Annotated in this window: 12 protein-coding genes; 7 read left to right on the forward strand and 5 right to left on the reverse strand. The window is 33.6% G+C overall.

All coding sequences use genetic code 11. The annotated features are described in order from the left end of the window. Window positions 1-78 precede the first annotated feature (78 nt). From I5677_RS03755 to I5677_RS03765, 3 genes are all read right to left on the reverse strand, one after another. A complete protein-coding gene (locus I5677_RS03755) occupies window positions 79-966 on the reverse strand; it encodes an aminoglycoside 6-adenylyltransferase (RefSeq protein WP_197660238.1) in 888 nt (295 codons plus the stop codon). A 151-nt stretch (window positions 967-1,117) separates the two neighbouring features. Next, window positions 1,118-1,522 carry a GNAT family N-acetyltransferase gene (locus I5677_RS03760; protein ID WP_197660239.1) on the reverse strand — a complete coding sequence of 135 codons (405 nt, stop codon included), beginning with the start codon at window positions 1,520-1,522 and terminating at the stop codon, window positions 1,118-1,120. A 108-nt stretch (window positions 1,523-1,630) separates the two neighbouring features. Next, complete coding sequence (locus tag I5677_RS03765) at window positions 1,631-2,533, reverse strand: S66 peptidase family protein (protein ID WP_197660240.1); 903 nt, start codon at window positions 2,531-2,533, stop codon at window positions 1,631-1,633. Window positions 2,534-3,514: 981 nt separating this feature from the next. Here I5677_RS03765 and I5677_RS03770 point away from each other — a divergent pair. The 6 genes from I5677_RS03770 to pgmB all read left to right on the forward strand — a co-directional run bounded on the left by I5677_RS03770 (window position 3,515) and on the right by pgmB (window position 10,997). Then, window positions 3,515-4,486, forward strand: a complete 972-nt coding sequence (locus I5677_RS03770) for a LacI family DNA-binding transcriptional regulator (protein ID WP_197660241.1) — start codon at window positions 3,515-3,517, stop codon at window positions 4,484-4,486. Between the two features lie 229 nt (window positions 4,487-4,715). Further along, the gene (locus tag I5677_RS03775) at window positions 4,716-5,972 is read left to right on the forward strand and encodes a sugar ABC transporter substrate-binding protein (protein WP_197660242.1); all 1,257 of its coding nucleotides are present in this window, start codon (window positions 4,716-4,718) and stop codon (window positions 5,970-5,972) included. A 270-nt stretch (window positions 5,973-6,242) separates the two neighbouring features. After that, window positions 6,243-7,118: a carbohydrate ABC transporter permease gene (locus I5677_RS03780; protein ID WP_197660243.1), complete on the forward strand. Its 876-nt coding sequence runs from the start codon at window positions 6,243-6,245 to the stop codon at window positions 7,116-7,118. Next, window positions 7,118-7,957, forward strand: coding sequence for a carbohydrate ABC transporter permease (locus I5677_RS03785; RefSeq protein WP_197660244.1), 840 nt, complete (start codon window positions 7,118-7,120; stop codon window positions 7,955-7,957). Before I5677_RS03780 ends, I5677_RS03785 begins: the two co-directional genes overlap by 1 nt. A 64-nt stretch (window positions 7,958-8,021) precedes the next feature. Then, window positions 8,022-10,304 carry a glycoside hydrolase family 65 protein gene (locus I5677_RS03790; protein ID WP_197660245.1) on the forward strand — a complete coding sequence of 761 codons (2,283 nt, stop codon included), beginning with the start codon at window positions 8,022-8,024 and terminating at the stop codon, window positions 10,302-10,304. A gap of 51 nt (window positions 10,305-10,355) precedes the next feature. Then, window positions 10,356-10,997: a beta-phosphoglucomutase gene (pgmB, locus tag I5677_RS03795; protein WP_197660246.1), complete on the forward strand. Its 642-nt coding sequence runs from the start codon at window positions 10,356-10,358 to the stop codon at window positions 10,995-10,997. Window positions 10,998-11,850: 853 nt separating this feature from the next. Here pgmB and I5677_RS03800 read toward each other — a convergent pair. Both I5677_RS03800 and I5677_RS03805 read right to left on the reverse strand, forming a co-directional pair. Then, entirely contained in the window at window positions 11,851-12,864 is a 1,014-nt protein-coding gene (locus I5677_RS03800; RefSeq protein WP_197660247.1) for a hypothetical protein, read from the reverse strand. Continuing rightward, window positions 12,857-14,014, reverse strand: a complete 1,158-nt coding sequence (locus I5677_RS03805) for an AAA family ATPase (protein WP_197660248.1) — start codon at window positions 14,012-14,014, stop codon at window positions 12,857-12,859. Before I5677_RS03805 ends, I5677_RS03800 begins: the two co-directional genes overlap by 8 nt. 642 nt (window positions 14,015-14,656) lie before the next feature. On the opposite strand from I5677_RS03805, the gene I5677_RS03810 reads away from it, so the two are divergent. Beyond that, a complete protein-coding gene (locus I5677_RS03810; protein ID WP_197660249.1) occupies window positions 14,657-15,895 on the forward strand; it encodes a plasmid recombination protein in 1,239 nt (412 codons plus the stop codon). The last annotated feature ends 43 nt before the right edge of the window (window positions 15,896-15,938 follow it).

A 15,938-nucleotide genomic window follows, 5' to 3' on the forward strand; every position in this document is an offset into this window, starting at 1 on the left:
TTAATAATCAAGAATAACAAAACAGCAATAACACTTTCTGTATTGATTTGTATGTATAACCAAATTGTAAGTGCAGAATTAATTTCTATTTATATTTGTAATAGTTGGGGAACTGAGAGTTGTTATCTGCTCCATAGCATATGATTCTGCTGTTATCGGATAAGTATAGTTTAATATGGCTGATGTTTTTTGAGATACTTCACTAAAAATATGTATAGTATGATTCAGAGCTCTTAACATATCGATTGTATCATATGAACCATATGCTGTTTTCAATTGAATTCTGATTTTTTCATCAACCCACTGATCGAAAAATCTTCCATCATGCCAAATATCATATTCTTTACCATGCATAGCCTTAGAGTATTCTTCCACCATCTGTCTTAATAAATTTTTCATATAACAATCAATACAACTTTTAGCTGACCATAATTCTCCTCGAAGTATCTTTTTTACGGACCATATGGAATGAAACCAGAATGTATTAACTAGATTCAGAAACTCCTTTTCCGAGAAGATGTTTCCTGTTTCCTCAAATGGCTTATTGCGTTCAATATCATCTTCAAAATCTATTTTATCAACTAATACTTTATATCCGCGGGATAAGAATGCTTTTATCGTAGGATCTGCAGCCAATCTTTCAGATTCATTAGCATGATAAAACAGAAAATCCATGTCCATTGCCTCTTTGAAAAACACTCTGCGTTCTTGGCCACCGGCAGCAGTGGGCTCCTGAAACGAAATATAATATTTTTCTATTTGATTTAGCCATTCGTCTGAATTCAAAAAATAGTCAATATCCTTTACTAGTAAAATAATATCGTAATCGGAATATTTATCTGCTGTATTATTTACCCTGGCTCTGGAACCGAAAAGGATCATAGATTGAATCAAATCCGATTTGTCAGCATATGACACTAAACTTTCTAAGATGCTAGTATATGAATTTTTTTCTTGATTTGGCATACGAATGCCTCCTTTAATTCAATATTTTGTATTACTTATATAAGGAGATTTTTACTAAACTATTTTCCATTATATTATAACTTGAAATGCTGTTAGAAGGAGGTTTGCGGTTACTATGATTTGTTAGTACACATACATTTACACACTTTTTTCAGCTTTTTCTCATAATGATTGCTCTTTCCTTAAAACCAAGGCTTTCCCAAAATTTTCTCCCTCTATCATTCCAACAAAATACATCCAAATCAATGCTTTCTGTATTTAATTCATTCATTAGTACATGAAAGGCTGTTGTGCCTTTTCCATTACGTCTGTGATGCCTACAAATGAAAAAATCAATAAGATAATAGGGGTTTCTAGCTATATTCACCAAAGCATATCCTATCACTTCATTTTCTGTGAAGAGAAATGCTTCACATCCGGCGTTGATATAATTTAGTAACCTATTTTCAAAGTCCTCAATAGAAAGGGTCATATCACTTGGCTCATCTTCAAACAGTTTTTGAGTCATTTCGGCTATAAGCTTAATCTCATTTTTTTCTATCTTCCTTATATTCATAATTCACCTCGCGTCATATAATAAACATAATAAATAGATACCTGATGATATTTGTTGCATTCAATTGATAACTCCGTTAATGAATTATAATTATCAGCGTCCCACTGATTATAATTGGAGGTCTAAAAACTGCAGTGTTTTTGAATTGGCATCTAATTGAGCATGAGCTCCGATTGGCAATATCCCGTGATTCACACCATGACCAAAATCATCACATTTCACGATAGGGATATGATTCCTTTGCCCAAATCGCATTAGGATTTCATTAAATTCTGGATATGAATTCATAGAATAATGCCCAAAGAGAAGACCCTTAACATGTTTTATAAACTCGTGTTGTTCTATATGTGCCAAATGAGCACTTATTTTTGATGGCTCATTAAAAGCTTCATAATTTTCCAGAAATAAAATATATTCCTTGTTTTTGTCATATGGGAAATACTTGCTTCCCATTAGAAATGCAAAACGAGTTGTATAGCCCCCAATGAGTATTCCTTCACAAACCCCGTTGTTAATACATGTCCATTCACTATTTTTTTCAAACATCATTGGAGATTCATCCTTTGTGAAATGTGAATGAAATTGCATACTATCGTAATAACTAATGTTTGCAAATACACCAGGGAACTGACCGTAATACACAGTTAAACCGGTCTGAGCATAAATAGAATTGAGAATAGTAGTGCCATTGCTGTAACTGCATATAATCTTAGGGTGCTCCTTAATTGCATCAAAATCAATATATGGGAGGAGCTCATTCCCCACATTGCCACCGCCGAATAAAATCATTTTAACTTCCGGATCTAAAATCATATCATTAAAATCATCAGCTCTTTCTTGTTCACTTGCGGCATATCCATATGTAGTTTTGTAGAGGTTTTTACCTTCCTTTACTTTGAATCCATGCTTGTTAATCCCTTTAAGAAATTGAGTATACTTTTCTTTACTTGCAACATGGCAAGGACAAATGATTCCAATGGTATCACCAAGTTTTAATTTAGGTGAAATCATATTTTACATATCCTTTCAAATAATATTATAATCCACATTTCCAAATTTTGTTTTATTTATCTTAAATACAATAATATCATATTAAATTAAACAAATAAACTAAATTTACCAATAATAAGTTTGCACACCATGAATAAAGCAATTTCTAAAAATATAAACATATGGTAAATACCATCCAAATATAAAATTATATTTATCATGAAAGGAGAAAACAAAACAAAAAGAAATAATAAAAATTGAACAAACAAAAAAACAAATAGGCTGAAATCAAAATTTATATTTTGAATTCTAAGGTGATATCAGTTATCTGATACAACCTCATAGCCGGTTAACCTGGCTGACTTTAAGAAGAGAAGAAGAGAGAACGAAGTTCTCTTGACTCAAGACGTATCTATAGATCGAAACCACGAAAGGTTATATCTACAGTTACTATGAAATCGAGCAAAACCGTTCCTACATGAATAAAGAATTATTACCAAAACATGCGTAAAAGGATGTTGCACACATCCTGCACACATGAATTTTAGGCACAAAAAAACAGGAAAGCTTGATTATACTAGCTTTCCTGCCCTTTTCTATTAAGCGCGAGACGGGATTTGAACCATAATCCTATCCAACAAATACTGAAAAGAAAGGGGTTTCATCCACTTTTGATTTATGTGTACATAATAGTGCACATACTTTTAGTTATGTAATTTAGTTAGGTTAAAATTACCCATCTAAACTCTAGTATAGTGAATAATCTGAAAGATGGGGAAACCTATCTGGCAGCGTTCAATCGAAGGGGTAGCGCTTAAATTCTCTGATATCGAGTAGGGTAAGATAGCAATTACTAGTGTTATAAAATTTATGTAAAAAGTATTGTAAAACGAACTGATATAAGGTAAAATATTTTACTAGATAGGCAATTATCGATAAAATATTACATTATATAATCGTAGATGCTATTCATATTATAAAAAATTCGGTAGGAGGTATGGTATGGTTGGGATAAAGGATGTAGCAAAACTGGCAGGGGTATCTGTTTCAACGGTTTCAAATGTACTAAATAACAAGAAAAATGTCAGTGATGAAACACGGGAAAAGATTATAAAAATCTGCAAAGAATTATCTTATCAACCAAATGCCGCAGGTAAAAGTCTTAAATCCGGGAAGAACGATACAATCCTATTTAACTTTAGCGACTTCGATCGGAGTTTCTATCTGAAGATTATTAACGGAATTAGTGATTATGTGAATAATAATGATTTTGATTTGATCATATGTACTGATAAATCCTGTGAAAAGTATATGAATAACTCTCTAACCGGCGGGAGCATCATTCTTGACAAAAAAATGCAAGATGATACGTTAATACGTATTGCTAGTGAAAATTATCCGATTGTGGTGTTGGATAGAATTATGAATAATCCTTATATAAAAAGTGTTGTTGTGAATAATTACGATCCTATGTTTGAAATGATTCAGGGTGTGATCGACAGGGGGTATCGCAGTTTTGGATTTGTAGGAGGACCGGAAGAAACGGCTGATAATAAGGAGCGGTATAGGGCTTTTCGAGATGCTTTAGAAGTTAATCATATTCAATTTCTACAAAAGAGTTACTTTGCCGGTAATTATCGCGAAAAAAGCGGATATAACGCAGCTAAGATATTGATGCTGAGCAGGGAGCTTCCGGATTGTCTGGTCTGTGCCAATGATAATATGGCAATCGGAGCGATGAAGGCTTTTCAGGAGAATGGTATCAGAGTACCTGAGGATATTGCGGTAACTGGTTTTGATAACTGCGATCTGGCGGAAGCGATGGGACTGACCACAGTTTCTATACCGAATTATGAAAGGGGCTATATAGCAGCAAGGTACCTCATAGAGAATATCAGAGGTCAGAGGAATGTTGAGACCTTCAAGATATCAGCCAAAATCATTTTTCGAAGTAGCGTAGGAATAAAAAAATAGTAGCATTAGTAAAATGTAAGTAAAATTAGAAAAAATTTTAGTAAAGTCACGTGAGAATCAACAAATGTTGGTGATTCGGCGTGGCTTTTTTATTGGAATATTTGTATAGTATTTACAAAGAATTGTGATATAAGAAGTAAGTGTTGTGACATTATTGACAACAATATAAAGATATATTATCATTTATGTATAACGTTTTACAAAATAATATTAAAGGAGAGAGGGTTTTATGAAAATTAAGAAAATACTTAGTGTTTTACTAGCAGCAATCATGATGCTTAGCGTTGTATTGACAGGTTGTGGAAAAGCGGATGAGGAAACCGGAAAAACTGGGGATGAAGTAAAGGCAGCGAAAAAAATAATTGTATTCCAATCAAAGGTAGAGATTATTGATCAATTGGAAGCCCTAGCGGAAGAATATAAGGCTGAGACCGGAGTTGAGGTTGAAGTTTGGGGTACAACCGGTGATGATTATTTGCAACAGTTGAAAATTAAATTAGGTAATAATCAAGGTCCTACTGTTTTCTCCTTAGTACCGGGTGCTGAATCAGAGGAATTAAAGAATTACCTGACAGATTTAAGTGATATATCCTTTGTTGACGATATCGCAAAGAATATGGCTAACGAAATTAATAGTAAGGTTGTTGGTATTCCTTATACCATGGAAGGTTTTGGAGTTGTATATAATAAGAGCCTGATTGATGCTAGTAAAATTACTGATACCGCGTCCTTTATTCAAATGTTAAAGGATCAAAAAGCAGCTGGCACTAATGGATTTAGCTTATCTCAGGAAAGCTATTTCTTAATCGGACACATTTTAAATACTCCTTTTGCATTACAGGCTAATCCTTTGGATTACATAAATAAGTTAGTAGCTGGCGAAGTAAAAATGCAGGATACTCCTGAGTTTAAAGAGTTTGCAGAACTTATGGTAGCGGTTAGAGAGAATACGAATAATCCGTTAGAAGTAAACTACGATACACAAACCGGTGACTTTGCTACCGGAAAATCCGCATCCATTCATCAGGGTAACTGGAGCTATGGTATGTTCAAAGATTACGATGTGAACTTTGAGATGGGTATGATGCCGTTACCGATCAGCGGAAATGACAAGATTGCAGCTGCAGTACCTGCTTGCTGGTATGTGAATTCTCAGGCAACCGCAGAAGAAATAAAAGCAGGTAAAGATTTCCTTAACTGGTTATATACTTCTGAGACCGGTAAGAAATACCTAATGGAGGAATTCGGATTTATTCCGGTTGTTTCTACCATGGAAAGTCCTACACTGGATCCGCTTTCAGCCTCAGTATCTGAATATGCTGCTGCCGGAAAGACAATTGGCTGGCCTAATAGCTATTGGCCTGCAGGTATAGTAGATGTATATTTAGTTCCTGTTGCGCAAGAATTCTTTACCACTGATATGACAGCGGATGAATTCCTAGAAGCTTTAACCAATGCGTTTGTTGAAGCGGGCAAAGCAAAATAATAGCAAAATAAAAAGCAGAAATCTAACATCATCTTAATACATGATAAATGAAAGCCTCCATAGCTGGATTTCATTTATAGACTCTGAAATCGGTGTTAGATTTCTGTATTATAAAGTTCTCTAAAGAAAGACCTTCTTTCGTATATTTGGAGGTCTCTTCCTGGTTTTATATTAATAGATATCGTAAATAAACTTTCGTAGACTTTATGTGAATGAAATAGTATAAGCATTAAGGGAGTCAAAGCTTCCTATAAGAACTGGGGGGTTAGAATGAAAAAGATTAGAGATAAAGCTTGGTATGCTCTATTTGTATCACCACTGATATTTGTTTTTACAACGGTAGTTATTATTCCTTTTATTATTGGTATTGGCTATTCCTTTATATCTTGGGACGGAATGCCGTTAAATGAAAAAACCTTTGTTGGATTTGACAACTACATAAGACTGTTTGTGGATAAAAGATTTATGACATCCGCAGGGCATACAGTCTTATTTACTATATTTGCAGTACTTCTCATCAATGTACTTGGGCTATTCTTTGCACTACTTGTAACCAGTAAATTAAAGGCACGCAATGCAGTAAGAACCATGTTATTTATGCCATATTTAATTGGCGGATTGATTTTAGGATACATATGGAAATTTATCTTTACAGATGTGTTTAAATCCATAGGTGAATTGACCGGATGGACTAAAGTGTTTTTTAGTTGGCTTCTCGATCCCCAATATGCATTGGCAGCAATGATTGTTGTTACAACCTGGCAGATGGCTGGATACATTATGATTATATACATAAACGGAATTCAAGCGATGCCGGAAGACATTATTGAAGCAGGTAAAGTAGATGGAGCAGGCTTTTGGCAGACATTGTTCCGTATTAAATTTCCTCTGATTATGCCTTCCTTTACCATCTCTCTGTTTTTAACCTTATCAAATTGCTTTAAGATATTTGATGTTAACTTTTCCTTAACCGGTGGTGGACCAAATAATGCTACCGAGATGATGGCGATGAACATATATAATGAGATTTTCTCCTTGAGCAATTATGGATATGGTCAGGCAAAAGCAATTATATTCTTTATAGCGGTTGCCATTATTACATTAATACAGGTATCAATAACGAAAAAGAGAGAGGTGGAGATGTAATGAAGAAGGTCATTATGATAATCGTTGAAATGATTACTGTTGTTATTTGTCTATGCTATCTCTTTCCAATCTATATCGTATTGGTTAACTCCTTTAAGAATCGCCAGGAGTTATATGAGAATATGCTAGCACTTCCTCAAAAATTTTCTTTCGATTATTTTACCAAAGCCATGAGTAAAATGAATTTTACGAGGGCGTTTACGAATTCATTCATAGTAACTGTAGTATCGATCGCTATCATTATTGTACTTGCATCGATGACTGCATGGATGTTTGTAAGAATGAACAATCAATTCAGTAAATTCATGTTTATGGTCTTTGTTGCTACAATGATTATTCCATTTCAAACGATTATGATGCCTTTGATGCAGGTTATGGGGTGGGCGAGGGATACCCTACACCTCCCGATGCTAAATACCCTGGGCGGATTAATCTATATGAATGTGGGTTTTGGAGCTAGTATGGCGGTGTTTTTATTCCATGGTTTCATAAAATCCATTCCGATATCTCTGGAAGAAGCAGCTACCATTGATGGTTGCAATAAATTTAAAGTTTTCTGGAAGATTGTATTTCCTATATTAAAACCGACAACGGCTACAGTTATAATACTGGATGTTATATGGATTTGGAATGACTATTTATTACCTTCCCTAGTCTTATCCGGTAAAGAGCTTCGCACCATTCCCTTATCAACCGCTTCCTTTTTCGGCCAGTTTACGATTGAATGGAACTTGGCGATGTCAGGTTTAATGCTGACCATCATACCGGTTATTGTATTTTACCTGGCAGCGCAGAAATATATCGTTAAGGGTGTTGCAGCAGGAGCTGTTAAGCAGTAATGATGTTTTACAATACCCATGCCGCTTCAAGCAACTTTAGGCATGGGCATCGATGGAGGAAAGAATGAAAATAAAACAACCGGTTTACGCAATAGATAATATCATCTCAGACTATAATGATTTAACTGTATATGAAACCGTATTCCATAATGCAAATGGATATATCGGAGTAAGGTCTAATTTTGAAGAAGGTTATCCGGAAGGTATCGATACAATCCGTGGTTCCTATATCAATGGCTTCTATGATATCGCAGAAATGAAGCAAGCTGAAAAGTTATACGGATTGGTAGAAGATAAGCAAACAATGTTAAATGTGGTGGACACCCAGACGATTTATCTTATTATCGATGGAGAGAAGTTCAGTATGTTTGAGGGAACAGTCAAAGAAAGCAAACGATGGCTTGATATGGAGAAAGGAATAACCGGAAGATATATCGTTTGGCGTTCGCCCAAAGGAAAAGAAATAGAGATATCAATAAAAAGAATGACTTCCTTTACTCAACTATCCCTATTTACTATTGAATACATAGTCAAAGCATTGAACTTTAACGGAAATATAGTATTCCAATCCTATCACCGGGGTGAGGTGCAAAATTATAGCAATGAAAATGACCCACGGGCTGCAAGAGAAAGTAGTAGATATCTTGTGCCGGCACAGGCTGTAGTTGAGGAGGGAGTTTCCTATCTAACCTCCGATACATCAAAATCCGCTTTATCTGTGTGTACTGGTGTTGCTCATAGATTATCGAAAGATAGTAGCATTGTAACGAAACTCGAAGGTCACAGTGCATCTACAAAGATTGATACGGCTATAGTAGAAAATGAAAGCATTCAATTAGTTAAATATACTGTATTCAGCGATTCTATCCGTCATAAGGATTGTACGGCAAATGCGAAGGTAGAAATGGGGAAAGCATTAACCGTTTCTCTGGAAACTTTATATCAAGCTCAATTCGTATATCTGAAAGAATACTGGAATAACTGCCTGTTAGAAATTAAGGGCGATGATGAGTTGACGGAAGCAATTAATTACAATATGTATCAGCTAATACAATCGGTTGGTAAGGATGAACATTGTAATATTACGGCAAAGGGTTTAAGCGGAGAAGGATATGAAGGGCATTATTTTTGGGATACGGAGATGTATATCGAACCCTTTTTCAATTTAACAGAACCATCGATAACCAAGAATTTAATTAGCTTTCGTTATAAAACCCTTGATAAGGCTAGAGAAAATGCGAAAATCTTAGGTCATGCAAAGGGTGCCTTATTTCCCTGGAGAACCATCATGGGTACAGAATGTTCCGGTTATTTTCCCTCAGGAACAGCAGGTTATCATATCAATGGTGATATCGCTTATTCGGTGGTCGCGTATTATCTGGTAACGAAGGATCTTGATTTTATAGCTGAGAAGGGTGCAGAAATCATTTTCGAGACAGCCCGTTTATGGATGGATGTAGGAAATTACAGCAATGGTACCTTTCGAATTAATGAGGTTACCGGACCCGATGAATATACCTGTATGGTAAATAATAATTACTATACCAATGTATCAGCGCAATATAATCTGCGTTGGGCATATAAGTTTTATTACATGTTAAAAGAAGCAAAGCAATTGACGAATATTGAAAAATTAGGTATTACAGAGGATGAAGTCAGAGAATTCGAACGAGCAGCTGATTTGATGTATCTTCCTTATGATAACACATTAAAAATTAATCCACAGGATGATTCTTTCCTAGATAAGAAGGTATGGGATTTAGAAAATACGCCGAAAGAAAAGTTCCCCTTACTCCTGCATTATCATCCACTTCATTTATATCGCCATCAGGTATGTAAGCAGGCGGATACTGTTTTAGCACATTTTATATTTGAAGATGCACAGTCAATGGAGACCATTCGCAATACCTTTCATTATTATGAAAAGGTTACGACCCATGACTCTTCCTTATCTACCTGTATCTTTAGTATTATGGCATCCAAGCTTGGTCTAATTGATAAGGCTTATGACTACTTTGGTGATTCCGCAAAACTGGATCTTTTTAATACTCATAAGAATACGAAGGACGGGATTCATACAGCCAACATGGGTGGTAATTTTATGGCGATTGTTTATGGCTTTGGAGGACTTCGGATTAAGGAGAACAGTATTTATTTTGCACCCTCACTGCCAAAACAATGGGAGCAATACAAATTCCAAATTAATTATGAGGACAGTCAGATTATTGTGGAAGTGAATGCTAAGGAAACAATCTTTACTTTGGTTAAGGGTGGTTCGAAGGTAATACACATTTACGGTATTTCGTACAACTTAGAAGACGTAGTTAAGATAGCATTACAAGGATAAAGAAGCTACGATTGAAATGTAGTAATACAGTTACGGAAAGGTACAGAAAATATGAAGTATAAAGCAGTCATATTTGATTTGGATGGGGTGATTTGTCATACCGATCAATATCATTTTCTGGCATGGAAGAAGTTGGCGGATCGAATGGGCATATATTTTGATAAAGAGATTAATAACCGTCTTCGAGGAGTAAGCAGGATGGAAAGCCTTGAGATCATTCTGGAACAGCATAAGGGGGAGCCTTTTACTGAGGAACAAAAGGCTAGCCTGGCAGAAGAGAAGAATGGGGTATATAAAGAGCTTCTTGCTAAAATGTCAACTTCAGATCTGAGTGAGGAAGTAATTAAAATATTAGAGCATATCCGTTTAAAGGGATTAAAACTGGCAATTGGCTCATCCAGTAAAAATGCCAGACTTATTCTTAATCAGATTGGGTTGCCAGATTATTTTGATGCCATCTCCGATGGGAATAACATAATGAATTCCAAACCACATCCGGAGGTATTCTTAAAGGCAGCAGAGTACTTGAATATTGCTCCTGAATACTGTTTGGTGGTTGAGGATGCAAAAGCTGGAATTGATGCAGCTTTTGCTGCAGGTATGGATAGTGCAGCGTTAGGAGATGCCTATGGTTATCATAAGGCAAACTATTATTTAACTTCTTTCTCTGATTTACAATTAATTATTGTATAAACTAAAACTGGAAATAATGAAAATCATAAACTGAAGGTAATGTAATCAAACAATAGATGTAATTCTTCATAATTATTTGAGAAAATGATATTTCGTGTTTTCCATTCTTATATCCTTGCTAATTAGGTATATTTTAATCTCAACAAGGCATCTTAACACATGGCATGTAAATTAGAACATAAACCATATCTTAAAGATAAATATTATAATATTAAAACTTGAAAAAACCAGAGTGATTTTTATCTGCTCTCATAATACTAATATTTCTTTCAATAGTATTAGATTTTATATAACAATACAGAGAATCCCATATTAAACACTCCTCGGCTTTGGAGGCATTTTCAAAGTACTCACCCCATTCAAACCATTCAAATTCAGATGAATCTTTTAAATTCTCAATTGGTGGAAAGCATAATAATTATTGTTATATTTAAATCCTTATAGCGCAGCAAAAAATCCCTTAAAAATAAAGGGATTTCGTAAGCGCGAGACGGGATTCGAGGGCTGCTTCGCAGAACTTCACCCGCGACGTCCTCGCATAGTCTTTACTTCGCAAAAACAGCTCGTAAAGCCATTAGAAGAATAAGAACATCGGCGTGTGTGCCTCCGTTCTCATTCTTCCAAGTCTCTGTTTGTGAGAGTACGAATCTGATCTACACACAGAACATAAAAAGAGTCCATCCTATTGGATGAACTCTTTTTATATTAAGCGCGAGACGGGATTCGAACCATAATCCCATCCTATAAATACTGAAAAGAAAGGGGTTCCATCCACTTCTGATTTATGTGCACATAATAGTGCACATATTTAATATAATGCTAATACACTTAGTAACAATGTTATTCTTGATACCTATTGTATTAATTTAAAATTGAAATCTGGTATTATAAAAACGCAAGTATTTAGCACCCAAATATAACCTAATGTTTCATCTCTACTTACATTATTTTGTACCTTTAATATTTCATATAAATCTAATAATTCAAAAGATGATTTATAATCTTTATCCTTTAATTCTATGTTAAGTATTTTGCTTCCCTTAGTAATATTATGTAATACAATATTATTAAAGATTTTACGCATATAAATGTAATAACTTATATGATTTTGAAGATATCCCATGTTGGTTAATAAACTCGCTATTTGAAATTTTGCTGTGTTTAAATTTGGATAAGATAAAATATCATCAAGATTCTGTTTAATGAGTTCGATTAAATTATCAGCATTTGAGATTTCTAATATTTTCTGAGTATGTTTCTTACAGACTTCAATATCTTTTATACCATATCGGTCTGACAATATTTCTTCTATTTTTTTAGGAAGTTTTATAAGTTTAGCCACAAATGTATCTTGTATTAATCTTTTATACTGAGAACCTGGCCGTAAAGTAACGCCTACAGTCAGGTTCTCATAGTTAGTATCAGGGAAACAAGTAAAATGTTGATAAGATTCTATCATTGGATAATTAACATATAATTTTCCCATATCAGTTGAATCAAAAAAATAACGTTGCATATTTTTAATTTTCTGTTCAGAAAAATTAGGGTCATGTCGTTCATAATCAAATATTAAATAAATATTAGTAAAATCCTTTTTATTTAAGATAGTACTATGATTTTTTTTCTTACCAACAATAAATGGTAAATCAACATCTTCCTCATACCATGTATCACCGTATTCATATAATAAATCATTATATAATATATAAATATTAGTACCATAAATCCATACATCGTCAATGTTAATTTCTAATTCTGGAAAAGTTTGAAAAACTATTTGAAATAATTTATCTTTCTCATGATTTCCCTCAACAATTAATAAATTTAGGTGACGTTTTCTTGGAATCTCTAAATTGTATTTATTCATATTTTTCGAATTCTCCACTAATATACATCTTTTCTAAATTATGTCCTTCTCTCAATTCACGTTGTGTTGCATTACTGAGGGATGTTAATTCGCCAGTTCTTGATAAAATAAACAGGCAATCTGGTCGTAATAATCTGTTTGATAATAAATTAGTATTGTGTGAAGTCAATATAATTTGGCAATTTGGAAATTTCATTTTAAAATACTTTAAAAGATTTTCTGCCATCTCAAAATGATAAAATGCATCAAATTCATCAAGATACATCATAGATGCTGTTTTTCCAATAAAAAATCTTCTATACAAATTAAGAAGTGCTAATGTTCCGCTTGATGCATTTTCATAAAATGGAATTAATTTTTTATGTTTAAAATATAATTCATTTTGACCATCAGGAAGTTTTTTTAAAACTAAACGACATTCTACTCCCATTATATTCAAGAATTCTTCAAATTCTTTTAGTTGATTTGAGTCATCATTTAATACTTCAAAAAAATTGTCATACATTCTCTTTGGTCTATACATAACCATACTTCCCACAGTTAACATTGACATACGTCTAACATAATCATCTAACTTTAACAAAACAGAATTTGTCGTTAAAGCGGAGTTACTAATTAACCATCTCATAAAAGGTAATGCTCGTTCAATTAAATCTTCTGAAGTTTCATTCTCCTTTATTGAATCTAAATACCTATCTAGCACAACTGATTCAGCAGAAATATAGCTTAAATTATCAAAATTGTATTTGTCTTCTGAAAAATTGCAATAAAAAATCTTTCGTTCATCAATTATTAGTTCCTCATCGCGTAATTCTACATTGGAAAATTTACTATATTTATATATAACTTCTTTATCATCAAACATGAAAGTATATTTGAATTCCGAGTAATTGTCATTTGAATCTGCATTTATAAAGAAATTTTCATTAAATCTTCCTAATCGTGGGTATGATAAATTACTTCCAATATCCATAATTGCTTCGCCTAAGTTTGTTTTTCCTGTAGCATTTCTGCCGTATATTAGCATTTTAGTAATAGTATTATCTGTAATACAATCTGTGCTAAACTGATAGCCACCAATATTTCCAAAGTCAATAATAATATTTTCTTTGAAATTTTTAAAGTTTTTAACTTCGAATTTTTTAAGCATAATAGAAATCACCTCTCTTATTCTATATTCTATTATTAACATTAATATTATACTAGATACTTATAAAAAGAGCAATAGATTACCGTAAAAAAATTACGGCAATCTTTTTGCGTGAAGTGAAAAGTAATGTATATAAACGAAAAACTACTCGTTTTGAATAAAGTAAAACCTAAGATTATTTGAGTTATTACCTTTTTGGTGCATGAAATTAGTACTACGATAGAATTAATAACATTAATGGCGTACACTTTTTTAAAGATGTATAATCTACACTTTCTAAAAAGGCGTATACATTCATACAGTAAAAATAATGAATGCTATGATATTTTACATGAAAATACCCTGCCATAAACATAATGAATACTTATGTACTTGGGTGAAGACGGAATCAAAAATACGAAGGATCCATGCGTAGCATGGATCCTTCGTATTTTTGATGTGGGATGATGCAAAAGCGTCGCAGACCCCTCGGAGAGCGAGCAGGTCAGTTTGTAAAACTGCCCTAGTGAGTTAATACAGACTCTGTATTAGGAAATAAAGAAAAACATTTTCGAAAAAACAGCAAAAAAATGCTCCTTTTAAAATTTGTCTATCATTTTTATTAATGTACCAGAAAAACAAATTTGTAAGGAGGCATAAATTATGGCATACGTTTGTATAGCAAGACACAAAGGTTATATTAAATCTAAGACGCGTTTTCCGTACCAACACAATTTCAGGACTCTGAAAAATTATCGGAACAAGAACATCAATGCAACACTTACCCATCTGAACTCTTGTATAATGAATAATCTGAAAGATGGAGAAACCTATCTGGCAGCATTCAATCGCCTTTATAAAAACGGAGTATTTAAAGGGCAGTTAAAAGTGCAGGGGGCAGAAGATAAGCAAACAAAGTTTGTGGATGAATTTCTTATATATCCACCATATGAGATTATAACGCAAATGAGTCTTGAGGAACAAGAAGCATTTTTCAAAAAAGTATTGCAAGCACTTCAGAAGTACTTCCCGTACATGATTATTTTATCAGCTCATATACATCGTGATGAGGTGTTTCATCCTCTGGATGAGGATATGAAAGCTCTCTTTCCCGAAGGGAAAATAACTCCTCATATGCATATTGTTGCAATTCCGATAGTCTATGATAAAAAGAAGGATTGTAAGAAAGTCTCTATAACAGAACTATGGAAAGGTAAATTCAGTTATCGTAAATTCCAAGATTATATGTATGACACGGTCGGGAAAGAATATGGATTTGACCGTGGAGAGAAGCATGATTTTGGAGAAGCACAAAAGCATTTGGATGTAGAAGCATTCAAATTAAAGGAAGCAGAAAAATCGCTTAACAAGCTGGAGGCAGATATCATTAAGAAAGAACAGGAGCTTGCAGAAAGAGCGAAAGACTTAGAACCGGAAGAACACATTAATCTATTTAATATCATAGATGTTAAAAAGCAACAGAAATCTGTCAACTATGCGTTGAAGTTAGAAAAGGAAAAGAATGCTCTGCTCCAGAAAGAAAAGGAAAGCTTAAATCAAGCATTAATTGAAAAAGATGAAGTAATCCTTGCCAAAACACAAGAAATTATAGTACAGCGAGAAAAACTCTCTGAATTAGAGAAAGAGCTATTGCTTGAGAAAGAAATAACCAACGATATTTTAAATATCCAAATATCTGATGAAAGTGTACGTCGAGTTCAACTGAATGAAGCGAAAAGGAAGATTAAATTATATGACCTTATGGTAAGAACAGTAACGGAGTTCCTGTCAAAACTCATTAATAAATGTCCTGACTTCATAAAGGAATTAATGAATCGTGAACTTCTACACAAAAAAGATTTATCAATAGAACGGAATATGAATCATCATAAGGGTAGATAAGTAACTATTAACTATTATTAGGCAAAATAATAATTCCGGACAC

Source organism: Mobilitalea sibirica (assembly GCF_015999265.1).
Taxonomy (GTDB): Bacteria; Bacillota; Clostridia; order Lachnospirales; family Lachnospiraceae; genus Mobilitalea; species Mobilitalea sibirica.

Excerpts from the sequence above, each read along its gene's own strand:
- I5677_RS03785 (WP_197660244.1), top strand. The coding sequence starts at position 7,118 with ATGAAGAAGGTCATTATGATAATCGTTGAAATGATTACTGTTGTTATT.
- I5677_RS03805 (WP_197660248.1), bottom strand. The coding sequence starts at position 14,014 with ATGCTTAAAAAATTCGAAGTTAAAAACTTTAAAAATTTCAAAGAAAAT.
- I5677_RS03760 (WP_197660239.1), bottom strand. The coding sequence starts at position 1,522 with ATGAATATAAGGAAGATAGAAAAAAATGAGATTAAGCTTATAGCCGAA.
- I5677_RS03765 (WP_197660240.1), bottom strand. The coding sequence starts at position 2,533 with ATGATTTCACCTAAATTAAAACTTGGTGATACCATTGGAATCATTTGT.
- I5677_RS03775 (WP_197660242.1), top strand. The coding sequence starts at position 4,716 with ATGAAAATTAAGAAAATACTTAGTGTTTTACTAGCAGCAATCATGATG.
- I5677_RS03755 (WP_197660238.1), bottom strand. The coding sequence starts at position 966 with ATGCCAAATCAAGAAAAAAATTCATATACTAGCATCTTAGAAAGTTTA.
- pgmB (WP_197660246.1), top strand. The coding sequence starts at position 10,356 with ATGAAGTATAAAGCAGTCATATTTGATTTGGATGGGGTGATTTGTCAT.
- I5677_RS03800 (WP_197660247.1), bottom strand. The coding sequence starts at position 12,864 with ATGAATAAATACAATTTAGAGATTCCAAGAAAACGTCACCTAAATTTA.
- I5677_RS03770 (WP_197660241.1), top strand. The coding sequence starts at position 3,515 with ATGGTTGGGATAAAGGATGTAGCAAAACTGGCAGGGGTATCTGTTTCA.
- I5677_RS03810 (WP_197660249.1), top strand. The coding sequence starts at position 14,657 with ATGGCATACGTTTGTATAGCAAGACACAAAGGTTATATTAAATCTAAG.
- I5677_RS03790 (WP_197660245.1), top strand. The coding sequence starts at position 8,022 with ATGAAAATAAAACAACCGGTTTACGCAATAGATAATATCATCTCAGAC.
- I5677_RS03780 (WP_197660243.1), top strand. The coding sequence starts at position 6,243 with ATGAAAAAGATTAGAGATAAAGCTTGGTATGCTCTATTTGTATCACCA.